This window comes from Phenylobacterium sp. CCH9-H3 (genome assembly GCF_001557235.1).
Classification (GTDB): Bacteria; Pseudomonadota; Alphaproteobacteria; order Caulobacterales; family Caulobacteraceae; genus Phenylobacterium.
Genome location: NZ_LSJI01000155.1, coordinates 1 through 21,282 on the forward strand (window position 1 = coordinate 1; position 21,282 = coordinate 21,282).

A 21,282-nucleotide genomic window follows, 5' to 3' on the forward strand; every position below is an offset into this window, starting at 1 on the left:
GATCTACACCCCGGCCTTCTCTAACGTCGCGGTGGGCGGTTACGACGCCGTCAGCTACTTCGGCGGTGCGCCGGTCAAGGGCGATGCGAAATTCGCCACCAGCTGGAAGGGCGCGGAGTTCCGGTTCGCCAACGCCGCCAACCTGGCGAAGTTCAAGGCCAACCCCGCCGCCTACGCCCCGCAATATGGCGGCTACTGCGCCTGGGCCGTCGCCGGCGGCTATACCGCCAAGGGCGACCCGCTGGCCTGGAAGGTCGTGAACGGCAAGCTCTACCTGAACTACGACCAGACGGTTCAGAAGCGCTGGGCCAAGGACATTCCCGGCAACATCGCCAAGGGCGACCGCAACTGGCCGCAGGTGCTGAAGTGAGCCTGCGTCATCGCCTCGTTGGCCTGGCCCCGCACGGTCTCGCGCTCTTCATGGCCGCCGTCTTCCTGGACAGCCTTCGCTTCAAGTTCACCGACCATCCCAAGACCCAGGTGATCTTCGGCCGGCTCGACGGCTGGACCAGCGAGCTAGGGCTTCCCGGGCTCTTCGCCCACACCGGCCTCTTCAGCCAGTACGTGATCGGCTCGATCGAGCTGCTCGCCTCCAGCCTCCTTTTGGCGGGCATCCTGCCACGCCTGCGGCACCTGCAGGCGGCCGGCGCGCTGGCCGGGCTGCTGGTCATGGCGGGTGCGGTCGGCTTCCATCTGTTCACGCCGCTGGGCGTGGATCCTAATGACGACGGCGGCGGGCTGTTCGCCGCGGCCTGTGTGAACCTGGTCTGCGCAGTCCTGCTGCTGGGCGTGTTCCGGCGGCGCGAGTTCGGCGTGTTCCTGAGCCGCGCCGCCGCGGTCTTCGCGCCCCACGAGCCCGCGGCCTTCCGGTCATGAGCGAGACCCTATGGACCTCCGACTTTTCCGTCCGCGGGCGCACCGTGCAGATCAAGAAAACCGGCGCGGTGATCCCGCTGGACCGGGCGCTGGCTTCGGAAGCCGCCACCTGGCTCGGCCTCTACCTGGCGATCCGCGGCAAGATGCTGCTGAACCGGCTGGCGCGCCCCGGCCCGGCGGTCTGGTTCGCGCCCGACCGGCCAAGGCCCTGGTATCTGGTGTGGGCCGCGGCGGCCTGGAACGGGGTGCGGATCGCCCGCTCCCCGGACGAGGCGCAGGCGGCCTTCTACTTCGAGGACGCCACCGCCGGCGTGCCGCCGGCCCGCTGGCATTCGCGCGCCTTCAACTACGCCTGCGTCGACATCACCAAGAGCCGCGTGGCGGCTGTGTTCGCCGAGGTGTTCGGCTACCCCCTGGCGCTGGATCCTGAAACCGGCGTCGGCCTGGCGGTCGAGAAGGGCGAGGGCAACGGCGTCCACGACGGCCGCGTCGTCCGCCTGCCCACGCGCGCGCGGCCCGGCCGCACCTACCAGCGGCTGATCGACAACGTGGAAGACGGTCTGGCCGTTGACCTGCGCACGCCGTTCGTGGGCGGCAAGCCCGTAGTGGTGTTCCTGAAGCGCCGCCGCGTCGAGGACCGCTTCGCCAACCACAACTGCAGCGTCGGCATGGCGCGGCCGGAAGACGTCTTCTCGCCGGAGGAGATCGGGACCCTGGGCGCCTTCTGCCGCGCCATGGGCCTGGATTGGGGCGGTCTGGACATCCTGCGCGATCGCGCCAGCGGCCGGCTCTACGTCGTCGACGTCAACAAGACCGACATGGGCCCGCCCATCGCCCTGCCCTTCTTCCAAAAGCTCGTGGCCGTGGCCCGCATGGGCCGCGCGCTTCGGGCGCTGATCACGGAGCCGAGGTCATGATCCCGTTCGTGCGTGAGTTGGCGTTCAAGTATGGCCGGCCCGACCGGGTGAGCCCGCTGATCCGGCGGCTGATCGCCGAAAATCCCGGGCCGTTCACCTTCACCGGCACCGGCGCCCACATCGTGGGTCATGGAGAGGTCGCCGTCGTCGACCCCGGCCCGGACGACCCGCGCCAGATCGAAGCGATCCTCAAGGCCACGAAGGGCGAGCGGATCACGCACATCTTCGTCACCCACAACCACCTGGACCACTCGCCCGCGGCGCGGCCCCTGGCGGAGCGGACCGGCGCCGTGATCTACGCCGGAACCACCTACTGCCGGCCCTCGGGCGGCGGGGACCGCCTGGAGGCGGGCGACGACCTCGGCTTCCGCCCCGACGTGGCGCTGGACGACGGGCAGCTGTTCCGCGGCCCCGGCTGGACGATCGAGGCGGTCGCCACGCCCGGCCACACCTCGAACCACTACGCCTTCGCCCTGCTGGAGGAGAACGCGCTGTTCCCCGGCGACTGCGTCATGGGCTGGTCCACCAGCGTGGTCAGTCCGCCGGACGGCGACATGGGGCTCTACATGCGCAGCCTCGAGCGGATCCGCGCCAGGCGCTACGACACCCTCTTCCCGGCGCACGGCCCGCCCATCCGCCGGGTCGACAGCTTCCTGGCCGCCTACATCGTCCACCGGCGACAGCGCGAGAAGCAGATCCTGGTGGCGCTGGAGACCGGCGGCCCCGCGACCGTGCGGCAGCTCGTCGCCAAGCTCTATGCCGACACCGACCGGCGCCTCCACCCCGCGGCCTGCCACTCGGTGCTGGCGCACCTGTTCGACCTCTACCGGCGCGGCGTCATCGACCTGTCGGGCGAAGTCGGCATGGCCGGCCTCTGGCGACCGCTCTTCATGCGCCACGCGGCGTGAGCCAATGCGCTCCGGGCATTTCAACCGCCCGGACCCTCGACCCACGATGAGGGCCCGATCAGGACACAGGATCCAATCATGACGATCACCGCCGCCCAGACCGCCACCGCCCTCGCCCGCCCGCTCGACGGCCGGGTCGCCATTGTCACAGGCTCCACCAGCGGCATCGGCCTGGGCATCGCCGAGACCCTGGCCGAACAAGGTGCCCGGATCGTCCTGAACGGCTTCGGCGACCCACAGGACATCGAGCGCACGCGCGAGACCCTGGCCAAGCTGCACGGCGTCGAGGTGATCTATTCCCCCGCCGACCTCTCCATGCCGGAGAATATCTGCGAGATGGTCGCCTTCGCCCGCGACGTTCTGGGGCCCATCGACATCCTGGTGAACAACGCCGGCATCCAGCACGTGGCGCCGGTGACCGAGTTTCCGAACGCCAAGTGGGAAGCGATCCTGGCGGTGAACCTGTCGTCGGCGTTCTACGCCACCAAGGCCGTCCTGCCCGAAATGCTGGAGCGCGGCTTCGGACGGATCGTCAACATCGCCTCGGCCCACGGCCTGGTCGCCTCGCCGTTCAAGTCGGCCTACGTGGCCGCCAAGCATGGAGTCGTCGGCCTGACCAAGACGGTCGCGCTGGAGGCGGCCCGCATGGGCGTCACCTGCAACGCCATCTGCCCCGGCTATGTCTGGACGCCCCTGGTCGAGAAGCAGATCGCCGATCAGGCCCGCGCCCATATGATGACCGCCGAGCAGGTGATCACCGACGTACTCCTGACGGCGCAGCCGAACCGCAAGTTCGCCTCGGTGGAGGAGATCGGCGCTCTCACCGCCTTCCTCTGCGGGGAGCACGGCGCCTCCATCACCGGCGCGGCGCTCACCGTCGACGGCGGCTGGACCGCACACTGATGGACCGCCCGCGCCAGAAGGTCGTGATCGTGGGCGCCGGCTTCGGCGGGCTGGCGGCCGTCCATGCGCTGGCCAAAACCGACGCGGACGTCACCCTCATCGACCGCCGCAACCACCATCTGTTCCAGCCCTTGCTCTACCAGGTGGCCACCGCGGGCCTGGCGCCGACCCAGATCGCCAGCCCGATCCGGATGATCCTGCGCCGCCTTCCCAACCTGCACATCGAGCTGGACGAGGTGAGCGGCGTCGACCTCGACGCCCGCTGCGTGCTGCTCGGCTCCCGCCGGATCGCCTACGACCAGCTCATCGTCGCCACCGGCGCCACCCACGCCTACTTCGGCCGCGACGACTGGGCGGCGCATGCGCCGGGCCTGAAGTCGCTGGAGGACGCCCTGGGCCTCCGCCGCCGAGTCCTGCTGGCGCTGGAGTCGGCCGAACTCGACCTGGACGCCGAGACCCGCCAGCGCCTGCTGACCTTCGTCGTGGTCGGCGGCGGCCCGACGGGCGTCGAACTGGCCGGCGCCATCGCCGAGTTGACCCGCCGGGCGCTGGCCTGCGACTTCCGCCGAATCCGCGGCCAGCGCGCCCGCATCCTTTTGATCGACGGCGGGCCTCGGGTGCTGGCGACCTTCTGCCCTTCGCTCTCGGCCTATGCGAAAGCCGCGCTGGAGAAGCTGGGCGTCGAACTGATGCTGGGCCGGCCCGTCGGCCACTGCGACGAAGGCGGCGTAGGCGTCGGCGATCTGCGGATCGATGCGGCCAATGTGATCTGGGCGGCCGGCGTCCAAGCCTCGCCCGCGGGCCGGTGGCTGGGCGCGGAGACCGATCGCGCCGGCCGGGTGTTCGTCGAGAAGGACCTGACGCTGCCGGGCCGGCCGGAAGTCTTCGTGATCGGCGACTGCGCCAGCATCCGCGATTCCACCGGCGCGCCGGTGCCCGGCGTGGCGCCCGCAGCCAAGCAGGCCGGTGTCTACGCCGCCAGGCTCATCGCCGCGCGCATCGCCGGCGGCCCCGCCCCAGGCCCGTTCCGCTACGCCAACGCCGGCAGCCTCGCCACCATCGGCCGCCAGGCGGCGGTCGCCGACCTGGGCCGGATCAAGCTCACCGGCTTCCCGGCGTGGCTGTTCTGGTGCGCCGCCCACGTCTGGTTCCTGATCGGCTTCCGCAATCGCCTTCAGGTCGTGCTGGACTGGATCTGGTCCTACCTGACGTTCGAGCGCGGCGCGCGACTGGTCTTTGAGGCCGTCACGCGTGGGCGCGAACCCGCAATCCGTGTAGCTTCACCGTCGGCGGAGGCGCGTATCGCCTCCTAACCGCGCTTCCTGGCCAATGGGGATCCCGCCATGGAAATGCAGCAGGTCCGCTACTTCCTCGCCCTCGCGAGGACGCTCAACTTCACGCGCGCGGCCGAGCAGTCCAATGTCAGCCAGCCGGCCCTGACCCGCGCCATCCAGCAGCTCGAGCACGAGCTGGGCGGTCCGCAGTTCCACCGGGAGCGGCAGAACACGCACCTCTCCGAACTGGGCAAGATGATGCTGCCCTACTTGGAGCAGATCCAGGCCCAGACCGAGGCCGCCAAGGCCCAGGCGCGCGCCAGCAGGAAGCTGGACAACGTCACCTTGAGGATCGGCGTGATGTGCACGATCGGGCCGCAGATGATCGCCGAGCTGATCGTCAAGTTCCGCATGGCGCACCCGAACGTCGACCTCGAGGTCATCGAGGAGGGCTCGGCCGAGTTGCAGGAAATGCTGTCCAAGGGCGGCCTCAACCTGGCCCTGTTCGGCCTGCCCGAGGCGCTGGACGTGCGCTTCCACGGCCTGCCGCTCTACAGCGAGCGGTTCGTGATCGCCCTGCCGCCGGACCACCCGCTCGCCGCCCAGAACGTCGTCACCTGCCGCGACACCCACGAGCAGCCCTACGTCAGCCGGGCCGACTGCGAGATCTTCGACTACGCCCGTCGCGAGCTGCGCGCCGCCGGCGTTCTCTGGAAGAAGGTCTTCTCGTCCGAGCGGGACGACTGGGTGCAGGGAATGATCAAGGCGGGACTGGGCATCGGCTTCTTTCCCGAGCTCAGCGTCACCGACCCGGCCCTGGTCACCCGCCGCCTGATCGATCCGGAGTTCAGCCGCACCATCATGCTGGTGACCGTTCGAGGCCGACCCCACTCGCCCGCCGTCGGCGCCTTCGTCCAGCAGGCCCGGGCGTTCAAGTGGCCGCCCGGGGCGATAGACCCGACACCTTGCGATCCGGATGGCCGCGAACTCGAGACGGCGGGGCAGCACTGAGCGAAAGGCGGCGAGCCCTGCGCCTTGACGACGGCCGCCAGGCGCAGGGCTGGGTCGGCTAGGCGATCGCCCGGCGCGCGGCGCTGGTCGCGAGATCGGCGACCCGCTCCGTGTCGTAGGCGGCGCCGTCCGCCCACTTGCGGACGATCCGGGCGAAGCGCTCACCGTACCGTTCGCCGGTCACGAGGTCGGACGGCGGCGTGGCGCGCTCGACGGGCACGTCCGCCAGGCTCTGGCTCATGGGACCCAGGAAGGCGCCCAGCCGGTTGGCGTCGTCCTCGCCGCCGCCGCTCCAGTTCGCGCCGGGGTGGTCGCCCATCGGCACCCACATCATTCCCATCTGGGCCGCGAACACGAGCAGCTGGATCTGGGTGTTGGTCTTGTCGCCGTTCAACGACGCGGAGTTGGTGAAGCCGCCGGCGAACTTGTCTTTCCAGCCCTGTTTCCACCAGGGATCGAAGGCGCCTTCCATGAACGCCTTGAACGGCGTGCTGGGCATGCCCATCAGTGTCGGGCAGCCGAAGACGATCCCGTCGGCGGCATTCAGCCGGGCCATGATGTCGGCATCCCACCAGCGTGCGCGTGCGTCCATCTGATCGGCCGTGACGCGCAGGAGGTCGACTTCGACTCCCTCCACGCGCCCGGCGCCACGCCAGACCGCATCCGCCAGCAGGCCCGTCCGGCCTGACCCTGAATGATAGACCACTGAAACTCGAGCCATCGGAAGCTCCGTCCTTTGCTCAGAGAAAACGAAGGGGGCGAGCCGCCTAAGCGGCCTCGGCGGCCAGGCGGCTCGCGGCGCCCGCCGTCGCCGGCCGCAAGCTCGCCGCGAGGGCCGCGGCCGCGGCAAGGGATCCGCCCACCACGACCACCGCGGCCGGCCAACCGGCGCGGTCGTAGACCTGGCCGACGACCGCCGCTCCGGCGAGACCGCCCAGGTAGTAGCTGGCGAGGTAGATGCCGCTCGCGGCCGCCCGGTCCTCGCGCGCCGCGCGCCCTACGAAGCCGGTGGCCGTCGCCTGGGCGAAGAACGTGCCGACACCCACCGCCGTCAGTCCGGCGATCACGGGGACGATCGCGCCAGCCAGCAGCAGGGGCAGGCCGGCCAGGGCCAGGCCAAGCGACGCGAAGAAGGCGGGACGCGGACCGAACCGGTTGGCGACCCGCCCGGCCAGGGGGGTCGTCACCATCGAGGGCAGAAAGACGAAATAGACCAGGCCCAACGCCATGGGGCCGAGCCGCAGCGGCGGCTCCGCCAGCACGAAGTTCACGTAGGTGAAGGTCCCCAGGAACGCGAACAGCACGAAGAAGCCGATTCCGAAGCTGGCCACCATGCAGCGGTTCGTGAAATGGGCTGCGATCCGCGCCAACGCGGAACGCCGCATCTCCTCGACCCCGGCGACCATCGCGGGGGCGCCCTGCAGGGTCGCGTAGACCAGCGCCGCGCCCGCCAGGTTCAGGCCGGCGAAGACATAGAAGTTGATGGCCACGCCGGCGCTCGAGGCCACGGCCGACGAGACCAGCCGGCCCACCAGGTTCGAGGCGACATTTCCCGTGACGTAGGCGGCAAGGGCCCCGGCGGTGGCGGAGCCCGTGTTCTGTTCGGACAGGTGCGCCATGGTCAGCGTGAAGGCGGCCGACATGAAGACGCCCTGGGCGATCCGGAGCGCTGTGAACGTGGCCAGGTCCGGCGCGTGGGCCAGTAGCGTCGTCGGAACGGCCAACAGGGCCAGGCTGACCCAGATCCCGCCCCGGCGGGGAAGCCGATGGCTGATCATCGCCACCACCAGGCCGGCGGCGGCCATGCCGATGGTCGAGGCGTTCACGGCCACGCCCATGGCGGCGCGCGGCACGTCGTACATGGCCGCCAGCGTCGGCAGGATCGCCTGGGCGGCGAAGAGGTCGACCAGGGTGAGAAAGCCGATCAGGCCGATCAGGGTGTGGCGCAGCAGGGTGTTGGAGTCGGCGGCGGTCATGGAAGGCTCCGGGGCTACAAGCGCAAGAGGCGCGCGGCGCGCCGGGACGGGTCCGGGAACGCCACGCGCCTCAGCAGAAGGCCTGGGACTGGGGGTGTCAGGCCTTCGGACCCGCGGCGCGCCGGGCGGGGGATAGCGCGGCCGCGGGCGGTGCTCACATGTGGTCGGCGGCGGCCGTGGTGTCGGCGTCGTTCTTGATGTCGGCGGCGATCAGCACGGCGGGGACCTTGCCGTTGTTCTTCCACCAGTGGCTGACGCCCTTCACTTCCCGAGCCACGTCGCCGGCCTTGTGGTCGATGCCCACGGCGCAGTTCGAGGCGTACTCCGTGATCTGGCCCGAAACCGTCATGATCAGGGCCGGACGGTCGGTATGGCTGTGCCACGGCACCACGCCGCCCGGCTGGACCACCAGCCGGCGGAGGCGAAGGCGACGGTTGTCGAGGCCGCCGATCTGATCGCCCAGGGCCACGAAGGCCAGTTCGGTGTCGGTGACCTTGGCCGGAGTCGTCTCACCCGACGTACGGGCGTCGACGCGCATTTCGGCGGCCGGGCATTCGCCCGCCGCCGCAGCGCCGGACACGAAAAGGGCGGCGGCCATCGAGGCCGTCGCGGCGAGGATCAGGGGGGTCTTCATCGGTGTCTCTCTTGCGGGGTGTTCGATGACCCAAACCTAGAGAGCGGGCGCCAAGCCCTGAATTCGCTTTAAGTTATCGCGGCGATGCGCGAGACGTTCAGTCAGCACAATACTGTCGAATCCTTCGCGCGCGCGAGGCGGGCAAGCCGATGCAGAGCGCGCATGGTCAGATTAGCCAAGTGACATTTCCGCTGCACCTGACCAGCTGAGACAAGGGCGGCATGAAAACCGCCGCCAAGCCTTCCGCCGCCCTCGACAAGTCCGAACTGGGCCAGGTCGTCCTGGTCTTCCAGGGCGGCGGCGCTCTGGGGGCCTATCAGGCCGGCGTCTACCAGGCGCTGCAGGACGCTGGTGTCGAACCCGACTGGGTGATCGGCACCTCCATCGGCGCCATCAACGCCGCGCTCATCGCCGGCAACGAGCCGGACCGCCGCCTGGAGCGCATGCGCGAGTTCTGGGATCGGATGACCCACTCCCGCGCCACGCAGTTCGCCGGCATGCTGCCCGGCGTGGGGGCCCTGATGGCCAACGCCATGACCGTGGCCCATGGCCTGGAGGCCTTCTTCCGTCCGAACCCCTGGGCGTTCCTCGGCATGCAGACCCCGCTCGGCTCCGAGCTCGCCGGCTACTATTCGACCGATCCGCTGGAGAAGACGCTTGGCGATCTGCTCGACCCCCAACTCCTGAACGCAGGGCGTCCCCGGCTCACCGTGGGCGCCGCCAACGTCCAGACCGGCCAGATGCGATACTTCGACAGCCGGGACGACGTTCTGACCGTGCGCCACGTCATGGCCTCGGGCGCCCTGCCGCCCGCCTTCCCCGCCGTCCGCATCGAAGGCGAGCTGTACTGGGACGGCGGCATCCTTTCGAACACGCCCGTCGAGGCCGTCTTCGACGACAAGCCGCGCCGCTCGGGCGTCGTCTTCGCCGTGCACATGTGGGCGCCCAACGGCCCCGAGCCCGACAGCATCTGGAGCGTGCTCTCGCGCCAGAAGGACCTGCAGTATTCCAGCCGTGCGATCACGCACATCGCGCGGCAGAAGCAGATCCACAAGCTGCGCCACGTCATCGCGATGCTGGCCGACAAGCTGCCGCCCGAGGTCCGCGCCACGAACGAGGCGCGCGAGCTGGCCGCCTATGGCTGCCCCACCCAGATGCACGTGATCCGCCTGCTCTCCCCGCCGTTGGCCGGCGAGGACCATGCCAAGGACATCGACTTCAGCCCTGGCGGCATCAAGGCCCGCTGGGACGCCGGCTACGCTCAGACCGCCCGGGTGCTCGACCGGACCCCGTGGATGCACGGCGTCGACCCCATGGAAGGCATCATCCTCCACGAGGCCGACGCGGGCCAAATGACGGACGCCCCCTTCACCGCCAACAACCAAGGACCCTCCACATGACCCGCTTCACCCACCATTCGATCCGCGCAATCGCCATGGGCGTGAGCCTCAGCCTGGCCGCTGTGGCTATCGCGGCCGTCGCCGAACCGGCCGCCGCCTCGGAAACCGCCCAGGGCGTGGTCCGCGTCCCGAGCGCCTATGGGTTCGACGACACCGTCAGCCGCATCAAGGCCGACATCGCCGGCAAGGGCATCCGCTTCTTCACCGAGATCGACCAGGCCGACCTTGCCAAGGGCGCCGACATTCCCCTGCGGCCGTCCAAGCTGCTCATCTTCGGCAACCCGCCGCTAGGCGCCCAGTTCCTGACCTCGAACCCCTACGCGGGCCTCGACTGGCCGGTGCGCATCCTCGTCACCCAGGACGCGGGCGGCAAGGTCTGGGTCGCCTACACCGACTTCGCCTGGATCGCCGACCGCTACGAGATCCGCGACCGCGCCGCCCAGATCAAGATGGCTTCCGAAGTGGCCGGCTCCATCGCAGGGAGCGTTGCGGGACGCTGAGCACCGGCTTCTCGGCCGCAGCCGCTCGAGGCCACTTCCAGGCCTCCCGCGCAATATGACCATATCGTCTGATAAGCGCCGCCCTGCAGTTCATTTGAGCACGCGTCTCTAATGCCTCGCGCGCTCATAAGTTGACGATATGGTCATATTCACCTACCCATGGCGTGGCTAACGTCCTGGGAGGGAGATCCAATGCGTCGGTCGGTTCGCACCATGCTGGTCCTGCTCGCCGCCGCTGCCCTTGGCGGCCCGGCTGCACGCGCCGCCCCCGCGCCCGCTACGCTGACCTTCACGACCCTGGGCACGAACTCCGGGCCGATTCCCCGGAAGGACCGTTCGGAACCCGCCAACCTGGTGCGCCATGGCGATCAGTACCTCCTGGCCGATGTGGGCGACGGCGCCGCCGAACAGCTGGCCAAGGCCGGCGTCGGGATCGACCAGATCCAGACCGTCCTGATCAGCCATCTGCACTTCGACCACACCGGCGGCCTCTTCGCCTTCCTCAGCCTCCGCTTCCAGACCAGCGGGGCCACGCCGGTCACCATCTATGGACCGCCCGGCACACGGGAGACGGTGGCCCACCTCTTCGCCGCCATGGGACCCGGCGGCCACGCCATCCAGACCATGCGCCTGGCCGGGGGACCGGACGCCAACATCAAGATCGTCGAGATCGGGGACGGCGCCACGTTCAGCGCCGGCGAGGTCCGCGTCACCGCGACCGAGAACAGCCACTACGTCACCCTGAAATCGCCGGCGGAGCCGCGGCCGATCTCGCTGTCCTTCCGGTTCGACGCGCCGGGACGCTCGATCCTCTACACCGGCGACACCGGCCCCAGCGCGAAGGTGGAGCAGCTCTGCAAAGGCGTCGATCTGCTGGTCAGCGAGATGATGGACCCGGCGCTCGCCATCGCCCGCATCAAGGTGACCCGGCCGGGCGGCCCGCCCGCCATCTACGACCTGGTCGAGGACCACTTCCGCCGCGAGCACCTGTCACCGGCCGAGGTCGGCAAGCTGGCCACCGCCTGCGGCGCGAAGACGGTGGTCGCAACCCACAACTCCCTGGAGCGCGACGAGCTGGCCGGCGCGCGCAAGGCGATCGCCGCCGAGTTCAAGGGCCGGGTCGTCCTCGCGGAGGACCTGCAGACCTTCTGACGCCCTAGCTGCGCCTCAGCGCCGCCAGGCGCGGGAAGACCCGCTCGGCGTTCTCCCGCGCGATGGCCGCAAGCTCGACCTCGCTCAGACCGTTCTGCGCGAGCTGATGGATGTTCCGGGCGACGCCGACCTCCGGGGTGAACGGCCAGTCGCTGCCGAACAGGATATGGCCGAGGGGCGCGATGCGGCGCAGGCCCGCGAAGGCCACCGGATGCCCGGATAACGCCACGTCGTAGTAGAGCCGGGCCAGGGTCTCGAACACCTCTGCCTCGGAAGCCGGGCGCGGGTCGATGAAAGGCAGGCCGGCGAAGGCGGCGATCCGCGCGACCAGGGCCGGTAGCGCCGCGCCGCCGTGCGGCACGATGACCTTGATGTGGGGGTGCGTCTGCAGGGTCCGCGCATAGAGCAGGTCGACCAGCGTGCGGGTGGTGTCCAGCGGGAATTCCAGCAGCGGCGCGGGCCGACCCAGGGCGAGCGCCTCGAAACAGGCCGGGCTGGTCGGGTGCAGGAACAGCGTCGCGCGGCGGCGGTTCAGTTCCGCGAAGACCGGGGCGAACGCCGGCGCGCCCAGATAGACCCCGTCCACGTTGGTTTCCAGGATCACGCCGTCGACGCCCAGCACGTCGAAGGCATGGCGGATCTCAGCCAGGGACGCCTCGACATCGGGCATCGGCAGCGTCGCGAAGAAGCCGAACCGGCCGGGATGGGCGGACATCAGCGCCGCCCCGGCCGCGTTGACCTCCCGCACCAGCCCGGCGCGCCGGCGAGGCTCCAGGAAATGGGTCGAGGGCGACGAGAGCGAGATCATCGCCGTCCCGATCTGCTGGCGGTCCATCATCTGGATCGCCGCCTCTGCGCTCCAGGCGGGGATGGGCATGCCGCCGTCCAGGGTCTTGAGGCCCGCCTCGGCGAGCGCCGCCACATAGACCTCGGGCAGGAAGTGCGAATGGACATCGATCCGCCCGCAGGCGCATCCGCCGATCGAAGTGGTTGTCTCAGCCACTACGCTTTTCCCCTGCGCCGCGGCGGCTCCAGAGGCCGCCAGGATCGTGCGACGCGTCAAGGCGCGCCTTCCGCTGCCGCCGGTCGATTCCATTTCCGCCCACCATGTGACCTTCGCGTCAACTTCTTCCGCGTCAGGACGACGCTTGCTTTAGCCCCAGCTTTCGCGCATCCTGACTATATCGTCAACTTGAGCACCCCGAATGAGCATCATCAAGATCGAGGACGTCGACCACGTCCGGTTCCGCGCGCCTGACTTGGGCCAGACGCGGGCGTTCATCGAGGATTTCGGCCTCGTGGTGGCGGAGGCGACCGATACGCGTCTCGTGGCCCGCGGCTCGGGGCCGGCCCCGGTCGCCCATGTGACCGAGTTGGGCGAGCCCGGCTTCGTCGCCGTGGCCCTCCGCGCTGAAAGCCTGGAGGACCTGGAGCGCCTGGCCGCGGCCGAGGGCGCGGAGGTGACGGACACGGACCTGCCCGGAGGCGGGCGCATGGTCACGCTTCGCGACCCCGACGGCCACCGCGTGGACGTGGTCGCCGGGCGGGCGGCCACCCCACCGCTGGCTCTCGATCCAAGCCAGCCCTGGAACCGCGCAGACGCCCGCGAGCGCCTGCGGGCGACCAAGCGCATCGTCCCAGGCCCCGCCAACGTCGTGCGCCTGGGCCACGTGGTGCTGAACGTCTCGGACTTCCGCGCCTCCGAACGCTGGTACAAGGAGCGCTTCGGCTTCATCACCTCCGACGAGATCCAGGTCGCCCCGGACTTCGCGATCGGAGCCTTCCTGCGCTGCGACCGCGGCGAGACGCCGACCGACCATCACACGCTGTTCCTGATGCAGGGGCCCAAGGGCCCGAGCTTCAACCACGCGGCCTTCGAGGTCGCCGACCTCGACGACCTGATGCGCGGCCATCAACGGCTGAAGGACGCCGGCCGCGACGCCGAGTGGGGCGTCGGCCGTCACATTCTCGGAAGCCAGGTCTTCGACTACTGGCGCGACCCGTGGGGTCACACCCTGGAGCACTGGACCGACGGCGACCTCTTCACCGCCGCGGACGGCTCCAACGTCTCCAACCTGCAGGATCTGGTGGGCGTCCAGTGGGGCCCGCAAATGCCACCCACCATGGGCTGAGGACGACACCGATGAAGCTTGCGACTTTCGATGCGGGCGCAGCCCCGCAGCTCGGCGCCGTGGTCGGCGACCGGATCGTACCCCTGAACGCGGCCGCGCCGGGATTGCCCGCCGACATGATCGGCCTGATCGCCGCCTGGCCGCAGGTGGCGGGCGAGGTCCGCCGCATCGCCGAGGCGGGAACCGACGCGGCGGCGCTGGATGGCGTCCGGCTGCTGGCTCCGATCCGCCGGCCGGGCAAGATCATGGCTATCGGCCTCAACTACGCGGACCATATCGCCGAGAGCAATCTGGGCACGCCCGAGCATCAGGTCTGGTTCTCCAAGGCGCCCACTGCCGCCAACGGCCCTTACGATCCCATCCAGGTTCCCAAGGTTTCGCAGGCGCTCGACTACGAGGCCGAGCTCGTCGCCGTGATCGGCCAGGGCGGCCGCCACATCGCCAGGGACGCCGCGCCCGGCGCGATCTTCGGCTACTGCTGCGGCAACGACGCGACCGAGCGCGCCTGGCAGCACCGCACCCCGCAGTGGGTCCTGGGCAAGTCGTTCGACACCCATGCGCCGTTCGGCCCCTGGATCACGACGGCCGACGAGGTCCCCGACCCGCACGCCCTCGGCATCCGCTGTCTCGTGAACGGTGAGGTCCGCCAGGATTCCAACACCCGCCATCTGGTCTTCAATGTGTGGGACCAGGTCGAGCATCTCAGCCAGGCCATGACCTTGGAGCCGGGCGACCTGATCTTCACCGGCACGCCCGGCGGGATCGGCGCGGCCATGAAGCCCATGCGGTTCCTGAAAGACGGCGACCGGGTGCGGGTCGAAATCGACGGCCTCGGCGCGCTCGACAATCCCTGCGCGAACGAAGCCTGACATGCCGACGCCTGCCTTCGACGCCGACGTGCTCGTGGTGGGGATGGGGCCGGTCGGCTCGGCGCTGACCGCCCTTCTCGCCCGGCGCGGCGTGGCCGTGATCGCCGTCGACAAGGACACGGCAGTCTATCCGTTGCCGCGGGCGGTTCATTTCGACCACGAGATCATGCGGCTGTTCCAGCAGCTGGGGATCGCCGACGAGGTGGTGCGGCACGCCCGCCGCCTGCCGACCTACGAATTCCGCGCCGCCGACGGGCAGCTGCTGATGGCGCTGCCGCCACCCCCGGAGACGCCCTCGGGCTGGGCGGCTGGCTACATGTTCCACCAGCCGAGCCTGGACGGCGTCCTACGCGCCCTGGTCGAAGGCCTGCCGACCGCGGAGGCCCGGCTGGGCGTGCGGCTGGAGCGCTTCACCCAGGACGCGGACGGCGTCACGGCCGAGCTCGCCGGTCCCGGGGGCCCGCAGACGATCCGCACCCGCTACATCGTCGGCTGCGACGGCGCCAAGAGCCTGGTCCGCGAGGCCGTCGGCGGCGGCCTGTTCGACTACCAGTTCGACGAGCCCTGGCTGGTCGTGGATGTGAAGGTGGGCGCCGACTGCCGGGCTCCGGACGTGAACATCCAACTCTGCGATCCCGCCCGCCCGACCACCTGCGTCCTCAGCGGTCCAGGCCGCCATCGCTGGGAGTTCATGCTGCTGCCCGGCGAGTCGCCCGAGGCCATGCTGAACGACGCCATCGTGCAGGATCTGATCCGGCCCTGGGATTGCGGTCCCGTCGAGATCGAGCGCATGGCGGTCTATCGCTTCCACGGCCTCGTGGCGAACCGCTGGCGCGAGGGCCGCGCCCTGATCGCCGGCGACGCCGCGCACCAGACGCCGCCATTCGCGGGACAGGGCATGTGCGCCGGCCTGCGCGACGCCGCCAACCTGGCCTGGAAACTCGGCGCCGTGGTGAACGGCGCGGCCGACGACGCCCTCCTCGACAGCTACCAGCTTGAACGCGAGCCGCACGTGCGGGCCGCGATCGAACTCGCGATCGGGATGGGACGGGTGGTCTGTCTCCTGGATCCCGAGGCCGCGGCGCAGCGGGACGCCGGCATGCTGGCCGCCAAGGCCAGCGGCGCCCCGCCCCTGCCGCCGCTGCATCCACCCGCGTTCTCCGCCGGCTGCGTCCTGCCGGGCTCCCCTGGCGCAGGCGTCCCGTTCCCGCAGCCCGTGGCGGACGATGGCGCTGGCGCGCTGCGTCTCGACGACCTGGTCGGGGGTGAGGCGTGGCTGCTCACCCGCAGCTCGGCCGCCGCGCCGGCGGAAAGCCCTCGCGTCCTGCCTCTCGACGCCGACGTGCTGGCGCCATTCCGCGCCGCGCTCGAAAGCTGGCTGGACCGGCAGGGGGTCGATGCCGTGCTCGTCCGCCCCGATCGCTATGTCTTCGGCGCGGGCGATCCCGACCTGCTGCTGAAGGCCTGGACGCGGAGCCTCGCGCCCCTGCGCCAAGCCGCTTGAACCCTGAGGACCCGATGCTGAGACTCCACCATGCGCCCATGGCGTGTTCGCTCGCCAGCCGCCTCGCCCTGGTCCACGCCGGGCTCGAGCACGAGATCGCGCTTGTCCACACGACCCGCGGCGACCAGCACGCCGAGGCCTATCGCCGGATCAACCCGCGCGGGAAGGTCCCCGCCCTGGAGACGGACGAGGGTGTCCTGACCGAGTCCACCGCGATCCTACCCTTCATCGCCGATCTCGCGCCCGATGCCCGCTTGTTCCCCACAGCCGGCACGTTCGCCCGCGCCCAGGGACAGGCGTGGCTGTCCTTCCTGTCCAGTTCGCTCCACGTGGCGATGCGGGCGGCGATGGCGCCGGCCCCGGGCTGCGACGGGCCGGAGGCCTCTGCGGCGGCGGTGAAGAAGGTCGCGGACCTGCTCGGCGAGATCGACGCGCACCTCGCGCACCGCGACCATTTGCTGGACACCTTCAGCGTCTGCGACCTCTACCTTGGCGTCTTCCTGCTCTGGCGGGCCGCGCCGGGGCTCGCCGGCCAACTGCCCGCCCTTCCCAATCTCGACCGTTTCCAGCAAGCCCTCTTTTCCCGGCCTGCCCTCGCCGCCATCGTGGGTGAAGAGATGAGATTGAGGATGCAGGCCTAGCGAATGGCGGAACGAGCCAACCCCCGGGCAGAACGCACGCGCTCGGCCCTCATCGGCGCGGGGCGACGGCTCTATAGCGAGCGGCCGGTCGACGCCGTCACCGTGGACGACATCGTGCAGGCGGCCGGCGTCGGGAAGGGCAGCTTCTACAACCACTTCGCGGACCGGGACGCGCTGGTCCGCGCCATCTCCTCCGAGATCCGCGGGCTTGTGGAAGCGGCCGTCACCCGGGCGAACGCCGGGGTCGAGGACCCGGCTCGACGGATGGCGCGGGCGGTCTGCACCTATCTGCGTTTCGCCCTCGACGGCGCCGAATCGGCCGGCGTCCTGGTCCGCATCCACAGCGGCCATACCTCACTCTCGGCCCCGCTGAACCGCGGCCTCGTCGAGGACATCGAGACGGGCCTGGCCAGCGGCCGGTTCGCGGTGGCCACGGTCGAGGCCGGCGTCCTCTACGTCCTGGGCGTGACGCAACTCGCCCTCGTCCGCGTGGTGCAGGAGCCGACCCTGGCCTTCGCCGTCTCTCTGTCTCAGCAGATGTGCGCCCTCATTCTCCGCGGCCTGGGCGTCGCGGGCCCCGAGGCCGACCTCATCGCCGCCCAGGCCAGCGACGAGATCGTCCGCAAGGGCGCCTTCTCGGCCGCCGCCAAGCCCACGGAAATCTCACATTGACCCCGCGCCCCCTCACGCCGTTCGAAGGCATGGACATCCGGTCGCTGCTGGATGAGCAGGCCGCGGTCCGGGGCGAGCGGCCCTTCCTGATCTGGGAGCCCTTCGAAGGGGAAGGCGCCCGCTGGACCTATTCGGAATTCCGCGCCGCCGTCCGCCGGTTCGCAGCGGGCCTGCATGCACGCGGCGTCGCGCCCGGCGAGCGGGTCCTGATCCACCTCGACAACTGCCCGGAGTCGCTGATCGCCTGGCTGGGCTGCGCCTATGCGGGCGCCGTAGGCGTCACCACCAACGCCAGGTCCACGCTGGATGAGCTGGCCTATTTCGCCGAGCACAGCGGCGCCGTCGGGGCCGTGACCCAGCCGAGGTTCGCCGACCTCGTGGCCGCGGCCGCCCCCGGCCTGGCGTGGCGGGCGGTGACGGAGACCGACAACGGCGCCCCGGCCGCCGCCTACGATGCGATATTCGAACCATTCTCCGGGGTCACGGGTGACGCCGAAGCGCTGCCCGCGCGCCCACACGATCCCTGGGCCCACTTCGGCATCCAGTACACCTCGGGCACCACCGCCCGACCCAAGGCCGTGCTCTGGACGCACGCCAACGCCCTCTGGGGCGCGCGCCAGTGCGCGACCCATGAGGACCTGCGGCCCAGCGACGTGCACCTGGTCCACCTGCCGCTGTTCCACACCAATGCCCAGGCCTATTCGGTGCTCGCCGCGCTGTGGGCCGGCGCCAGCGTCGTCCTGACTCCGCGCTTCTCCGCCTCCCGCTTCTGGCCCGTGTCGCTGAAGCACGGCGCCACCTGGACCTCACTGGTCCCGTTCTGCGTGAAGGCGTTGACCGAACAGCCGCGCCCTGAGCGGCACAGCTACCGGTTCTGGGGCAACGGCGTCTGCGAACCCGGCTGGGACCAGCTGTTCGGCGTCAAGACCATCGGCTGGTGGGGCATGACTGAGACCATCGCCCATGGCGTGGTCGGCTCGCCGCACCGCAAGGACGCTCCGATGTCCATGGGACGTCCCGCGCCGGGCTACGAGATCTTCGTCCTCGACGAAGACGGCCGGCCGGTCGCGCCGGGCGAGGTGGGCGACCTGTACGTCCGCGGCCAGCGGGGCGTGTCGCTGTTCCTGGAATATGCGGGGAACCCGGAGGCGACGGCCGCCGCCTTCCGCGAGGATGGCCTCTTCATCACCGGCGACAGGGTCCGGCTGGGCGCGGACGGCTACCTCTACTTCGCCGACCGGTCCAAGGACATGCTGAAGGTTGGCGGAGAGAACGTCGCCGCCTCCGAGATCGAACGCGTCATCGCCGCCGTGCCGGGCGTGGCCGAGGTCGCGGTCGTGGGGATGAGGCATCCGATGCTGGACGAGGCCCCCGCCGCCTTCGTCATTCCGCAGTCGGGCGCCGGCGACGACCTGGAGGCGCGCATCCTCGCCGCCTGCGCCAGCACCCTCGCCCCCTTCAAGCGGCCGCATGCGGTCCGGCTCGTGCCCGCGCTGCCGCGTGCGACGCTGGAGAAGGTGGCCAAGGCCGAGCTGCGGGCGCTGCTGGCCGCCGAAGCGGGCTAATCTCGGCGCCCTCGCCACAAGCGTGTTGGGGTGGGACGGGATCTCGAGCTTGCGCTGCGGACGACGTTCGCGTCGTTCCACCGGCTGGCGTTGCGGTTGACCGCAGAGCCTGACAGCCCATAAGCATAGCTATCTAAGTAATTGGAGAGCGGCCTTGTCCCTGTTCGACTTCGGCAGCCGGGCCCTGAAGAGCGAGCCCCTGTGCGTGGCGGCGTTCGAGGTGGGCGGCGAGATCATGGCGTTGGGCCAGTCGCCCTGGCGCAACCGGCGGGTGGGCTATGTCACCGGCGGCCGGTTCGAAGGCCCACGGCTCAAGGGCGAGATCCTGCCCGGCGGCGGCAACTGGTCGGAGAGCGGCGTGGGCGAAGGCGGCGCGGCCGTGGGCACGTTCGACGCCCGGGCGGTCTGGAAGACCGACGACGGAGCGGTGATCTACGTCACTTACACCGGCCGCAGCGTGATCCCCGCGGACGTCGGCGCCGCCTTCCGCGATCCGGCCCAGCCGGATGTGGACCCCGGCCGCTATCGGATCCGCATCGCGCCCGTCTTCGAGACCGCGGATCCCCGCTACGCGTGGCTCAACGGGGTGCTGGCGGTGGGATGCGGCGAGCGGACCAGCACCGGCATCAACCACTTCATCTACGCCATCGGCTGAAGCCTGCGACCGTCCATCTCTTTGACAATCCGCCGGAAGCGCCCCACTGAGCTCAGGTGGCTTTGGGAGGCGTTCGAGGCGTGACGGCGGAAGACGATGTCCGGCACATGCTGCTGTCGCTGCTGCGGGGCTTCTACTGGTTCGACGAGGGCCTGCAGAATTACCTCCAGGCCCGCGGCTGGCCGGTGGTGACGCGGCCGCAATCGATGGTCATGGCCAACCTGGTGCTGGGTGTTCGCCGCCCCTCCGACATCGCCCGCAACATGGGCGTCAGCCGACAGGCGATCCACGCCACCATTAACCAGATGGTCGAACTGGGCATGGTCGAGCTGGTGGACGATCCCGCCAACGGCCGGGTCAAGATCATCGCCCCGACCAAGATGGGCGAGACCATGCGGATCGACGCGCAAGCCTCCATGGTCCTGATGGGCGAAGAACTGGGCCGCCGGCTGGGCCGGGCCCAGTTCCTGAAGGCCGCACACCTGCTGAACGAGGATTGGGGTCCGCCGATGACCTTCACCCCGCAGGACGTGGCGAACGACGCCTAGCTACCGCTTGGCCTCGACCCAGTCGCAGATCAGGTTGGCGGCGGCCTCGCGGACTTGGCGGCTGTCCTCGAAATAGTGCTCGCCGGTGATCATCTGCAGGTCCTTGTCGGCCGTCCCCAGGTTGTCGAAGATGATCCGGGCGTCCGAGGGGAAGACGCCGGTGTCGGCCAGGCCCTGCACGACCAGGGCCGGCTGGTTGATCTTGGCCAGTTGGTCGGCGCCGCGACACTTGGACGTCTCCAGGCTCCACATGCTGAGCCAGGTCTTCAGGTTGTTGGCCCGACCGATCGAGGGCGTGCGGTTCGCGACGGCGGGGTGGCCGCGGTAGCACATCGGGGTCTTGCGCTCGGACGGGTCGATGGCGCCGTCCATCATCCGCAGGTCCCCCCAGCAGCGGAACAGCGGGAACAGGCGGTCGGGCACCCCGGCGGCGTTGAGGCGCGCGAGCTCGGCCTTGGCCCAATCGGTGATGCGCTGGTTCCGGGCCCGCTGGGCGGCTCGGTAGCGGGCGATGAACTCGGGCGAATAAGGCGGGCCGTTGTCGGGGTTGAACGGGTTCAGGCTCTCGTCGGTGGCCACCGGGTCCCACTCGTCGACGACCGAGGCGTCCATCCAGTCGGTCAGCACCTCGGGCCGGCCCTGGTGGGCGTTGAAGGAGATGTAGAGATCGCCCTTGGGCAGGGTGTTCAGGGCGTCCAGCCCCGCCCCGCTGACCAGGTCGCCCAGGGTTGGGGCGATGGCCTCGGCCTGGTAGGCGCCCATCAGCGAGCCGCCGCCGGAATTGCCCAGGATCACCACCGTCTCGACGCCCGCCTGCTCGCGGAGCCAACCCACGCCAACGCCGATGTCGATGACCGCATGCTCCAGCAGGAACTGGTCCTCCGCGCCGCGATAGCGCGTGTTCCAGCCCAGGAAACCGAAGCTGCGCGAGGCGATGTAGGGCGCCAGGTAATGCTCGGAGAAGTCGACGTTGTAGTGGGTCGCGATGAAGGCCGTCTTGGGCCGCGCGCTCCTGGGCGTGGTGTAGATGCCTTGGCAGGGGTGTCCGCCGGCCATGATGCGCGGGGAGGTGGGCGAGACCACCCCGATGAACTCCCTGTCCAGTTTCGCCAGCAGGTCGCTGTCGTCGATCACCCGATCTCTCC

The 21,282-nt window shown here is 70.1% G+C and carries 23 protein-coding genes; 18 read left to right on the plus strand and 5 right to left on the minus strand.

The genetic code is table 11. From position 1 onward, the window contains the following. From AX721_RS27955 to AX721_RS13840, 7 genes are all read left to right on the plus strand, one after another. On the plus strand, positions 1-370 hold a 370-nt coding region (locus AX721_RS27955), incomplete at its 5' end, for a YHS domain-containing (seleno)protein (protein WP_068876574.1). Then, positions 367-876: a hypothetical protein gene (locus AX721_RS13815; RefSeq protein WP_231733253.1), complete on the plus strand. Its 510-nt coding sequence runs from the start codon at positions 367-369 to the stop codon at positions 874-876. The genes AX721_RS27955 and AX721_RS13815, both read left to right, overlap by 4 nt. Then, a complete protein-coding gene (locus AX721_RS13820) occupies positions 873-1,793 on the plus strand; it encodes a hypothetical protein (protein WP_068876575.1) in 921 nt (306 codons plus the stop codon). Before AX721_RS13815 ends, AX721_RS13820 begins: the two co-directional genes overlap by 4 nt. Next, a complete protein-coding gene (locus AX721_RS13825) occupies positions 1,790-2,701 on the plus strand; it encodes an MBL fold metallo-hydrolase (RefSeq protein WP_068876576.1) in 912 nt (303 codons plus the stop codon). The genes AX721_RS13820 and AX721_RS13825 overlap by 4 nt, the downstream gene beginning before the upstream one ends. Before the next feature lie 78 nt (positions 2,702-2,779). Next, entirely contained in the window at positions 2,780-3,604 is an 825-nt protein-coding gene (locus AX721_RS13830; protein WP_068876577.1) for a 3-hydroxybutyrate dehydrogenase, read from the plus strand. After that, entirely contained in the window at positions 3,604-4,917 is a 1,314-nt protein-coding gene (locus AX721_RS13835; protein ID WP_068876578.1) for an NAD(P)/FAD-dependent oxidoreductase, read from the plus strand. The genes AX721_RS13830 and AX721_RS13835 overlap by 1 nt, the downstream gene beginning before the upstream one ends. A 30-nt stretch (positions 4,918-4,947) precedes the next feature. Next, positions 4,948-5,889, plus strand: a complete 942-nt coding sequence (locus tag AX721_RS13840; protein ID WP_068876579.1) for a LysR family transcriptional regulator — start codon at positions 4,948-4,950, stop codon at positions 5,887-5,889. A gap of 58 nt (positions 5,890-5,947) precedes the next feature. Here the strand turns inward: AX721_RS13840 and AX721_RS13845 are convergent, their stop codons facing one another. The 3 genes from AX721_RS13845 to AX721_RS13855 form a co-directional block, all read right to left on the minus strand. Then, complete coding sequence (locus tag AX721_RS13845; RefSeq protein WP_082765460.1) at positions 5,948-6,610, minus strand: flavodoxin family protein; 663 nt, start codon at positions 6,608-6,610, stop codon at positions 5,948-5,950. A 46-nt stretch (positions 6,611-6,656) separates the two neighbouring features. Continuing rightward, positions 6,657-7,865 (minus strand): MFS transporter, encoded by a 1,209-nt coding sequence (locus AX721_RS13850; protein ID WP_068876580.1) that lies wholly within the window; start codon positions 7,863-7,865, stop codon positions 6,657-6,659. A gap of 154 nt (positions 7,866-8,019) precedes the next feature. Beyond that, entirely contained in the window at positions 8,020-8,499 is a 480-nt protein-coding gene (locus AX721_RS13855) for a cupin domain-containing protein (RefSeq protein ID WP_068876581.1), read from the minus strand. 221 nt (positions 8,500-8,720) lie between these two features. Between AX721_RS13855 and AX721_RS13860 the strand changes: the two genes are divergently transcribed. From AX721_RS13860 to AX721_RS13870, 3 genes are all read left to right on the plus strand, one after another. Then, entirely contained in the window at positions 8,721-9,899 is a 1,179-nt protein-coding gene (locus AX721_RS13860; RefSeq protein ID WP_068876582.1) for a patatin-like phospholipase family protein, read from the plus strand. Beyond that, complete coding sequence (locus AX721_RS13865) at positions 9,896-10,399, plus strand: DUF302 domain-containing protein (protein ID WP_068876583.1); 504 nt, start codon at positions 9,896-9,898, stop codon at positions 10,397-10,399. The genes AX721_RS13860 and AX721_RS13865 overlap by 4 nt, the downstream gene beginning before the upstream one ends. Positions 10,400-10,591: 192 nt before the next feature. Then, a complete protein-coding gene (locus AX721_RS13870; RefSeq protein WP_068876584.1) occupies positions 10,592-11,551 on the plus strand; it encodes an MBL fold metallo-hydrolase in 960 nt (319 codons plus the stop codon). A gap of 4 nt (positions 11,552-11,555) precedes the next feature. Here the strand turns inward: AX721_RS13870 and AX721_RS13875 are convergent, their stop codons facing one another. Continuing rightward, on the minus strand, positions 11,556-12,554 hold the full coding sequence (locus AX721_RS13875) for an amidohydrolase family protein (protein ID WP_068876585.1): 999 nt from the start codon (positions 12,552-12,554) through the stop codon (positions 11,556-11,558). Between the two features lie 202 nt (positions 12,555-12,756). Between AX721_RS13875 and AX721_RS13880 the strand changes: the two genes are divergently transcribed. The 8 genes from AX721_RS13880 to AX721_RS13915 all read left to right on the plus strand — a co-directional run bounded on the left by AX721_RS13880 (position 12,757) and on the right by AX721_RS13915 (position 20,137). Then, positions 12,757-13,683, plus strand: a complete 927-nt coding sequence (locus AX721_RS13880) for a VOC family protein (protein ID WP_068876586.1) — start codon at positions 12,757-12,759, stop codon at positions 13,681-13,683. 11 nt (positions 13,684-13,694) lie between these two features. After that, a complete protein-coding gene (locus AX721_RS13885; RefSeq protein ID WP_068876587.1) occupies positions 13,695-14,552 on the plus strand; it encodes a fumarylacetoacetate hydrolase family protein in 858 nt (285 codons plus the stop codon). A gap of 1 nt (position 14,553) precedes the next feature. After that, a complete protein-coding gene (locus AX721_RS13890) occupies positions 14,554-16,056 on the plus strand; it encodes a bifunctional 3-(3-hydroxy-phenyl)propionate/3-hydroxycinnamic acid hydroxylase (protein ID WP_068876588.1) in 1,503 nt (500 codons plus the stop codon). Positions 16,057-16,070: 14 nt separating this feature from the next. Continuing rightward, positions 16,071-16,697 carry a glutathione S-transferase family protein gene (locus tag AX721_RS13895; RefSeq protein WP_068876589.1) on the plus strand — a complete coding sequence of 209 codons (627 nt, stop codon included), beginning with the start codon at positions 16,071-16,073 and terminating at the stop codon, positions 16,695-16,697. A 3-nt stretch (positions 16,698-16,700) separates the two neighbouring features. After that, complete coding sequence (locus AX721_RS13900) at positions 16,701-17,369, plus strand: TetR/AcrR family transcriptional regulator (protein WP_068876590.1); 669 nt, start codon at positions 16,701-16,703, stop codon at positions 17,367-17,369. After that, complete coding sequence (locus AX721_RS13905; protein ID WP_197422576.1) at positions 17,366-18,934, plus strand: AMP-binding protein; 1,569 nt, start codon at positions 17,366-17,368, stop codon at positions 18,932-18,934. The genes AX721_RS13900 and AX721_RS13905 overlap by 4 nt, the downstream gene beginning before the upstream one ends. A gap of 154 nt (positions 18,935-19,088) precedes the next feature. Further along, positions 19,089-19,589 (plus strand): DUF3237 domain-containing protein, encoded by a 501-nt coding sequence (locus AX721_RS13910; protein WP_068876591.1) that lies wholly within the window; start codon positions 19,089-19,091, stop codon positions 19,587-19,589. An 80-nt stretch (positions 19,590-19,669) separates the two neighbouring features. Then, positions 19,670-20,137 carry a MarR family winged helix-turn-helix transcriptional regulator gene (locus AX721_RS13915; protein ID WP_068876592.1) on the plus strand — a complete coding sequence of 156 codons (468 nt, stop codon included), beginning with the start codon at positions 19,670-19,672 and terminating at the stop codon, positions 20,135-20,137. On the opposite strand, the gene AX721_RS13920 is transcribed toward AX721_RS13915, so the two are convergent. Continuing rightward, positions 20,138-21,271: a hypothetical protein gene (locus AX721_RS13920; protein ID WP_197422577.1), complete on the minus strand. Its 1,134-nt coding sequence runs from the start codon at positions 21,269-21,271 to the stop codon at positions 20,138-20,140. It abuts the gene before it with no gap. Between the last annotated feature and the right edge of the window lie 11 nt (positions 21,272-21,282).

Bases quoted from the DNA above. Each gene is read 5' to 3' on its own strand.
- AX721_RS13840 (WP_068876579.1), top strand. From the start codon at position 4,948: ATGGAAATGCAGCAGGTCCGCTACTTCCTCGCCCTCGCGAGGACGCTC.
- AX721_RS13880 (WP_068876586.1), top strand. From the start codon at position 12,757: ATGAGCATCATCAAGATCGAGGACGTCGACCACGTCCGGTTCCGCGCG.
- AX721_RS13895 (WP_068876589.1), top strand. From the start codon at position 16,071: ATGCTGAGACTCCACCATGCGCCCATGGCGTGTTCGCTCGCCAGCCGC.
- AX721_RS13885 (WP_068876587.1), top strand. From the start codon at position 13,695: ATGAAGCTTGCGACTTTCGATGCGGGCGCAGCCCCGCAGCTCGGCGCC.
- AX721_RS13890 (WP_068876588.1), top strand. From the start codon at position 14,554: ATGCCGACGCCTGCCTTCGACGCCGACGTGCTCGTGGTGGGGATGGGG.
- AX721_RS13855 (WP_068876581.1), bottom strand. From the start codon at position 8,499: ATGAAGACCCCCCTGATCCTCGCCGCGACGGCCTCGATGGCCGCCGCC.
- AX721_RS13835 (WP_068876578.1), top strand. From the start codon at position 3,604: ATGGACCGCCCGCGCCAGAAGGTCGTGATCGTGGGCGCCGGCTTCGGC.
- AX721_RS13865 (WP_068876583.1), top strand. From the start codon at position 9,896: ATGACCCGCTTCACCCACCATTCGATCCGCGCAATCGCCATGGGCGTG.
- AX721_RS13870 (WP_068876584.1), top strand. From the start codon at position 10,592: ATGCGTCGGTCGGTTCGCACCATGCTGGTCCTGCTCGCCGCCGCTGCC.
- AX721_RS13830 (WP_068876577.1), top strand. From the start codon at position 2,780: ATGACGATCACCGCCGCCCAGACCGCCACCGCCCTCGCCCGCCCGCTC.
- AX721_RS13845 (WP_082765460.1), bottom strand. From the start codon at position 6,610: ATGGCTCGAGTTTCAGTGGTCTATCATTCAGGGTCAGGCCGGACGGGC.
- AX721_RS13850 (WP_068876580.1), bottom strand. From the start codon at position 7,865: ATGACCGCCGCCGACTCCAACACCCTGCTGCGCCACACCCTGATCGGC.
- AX721_RS13900 (WP_068876590.1), top strand. From the start codon at position 16,701: ATGGCGGAACGAGCCAACCCCCGGGCAGAACGCACGCGCTCGGCCCTC.
- AX721_RS13860 (WP_068876582.1), top strand. From the start codon at position 8,721: ATGAAAACCGCCGCCAAGCCTTCCGCCGCCCTCGACAAGTCCGAACTG.
- AX721_RS13820 (WP_068876575.1), top strand. From the start codon at position 873: ATGAGCGAGACCCTATGGACCTCCGACTTTTCCGTCCGCGGGCGCACC.
- AX721_RS13825 (WP_068876576.1), top strand. From the start codon at position 1,790: ATGATCCCGTTCGTGCGTGAGTTGGCGTTCAAGTATGGCCGGCCCGAC.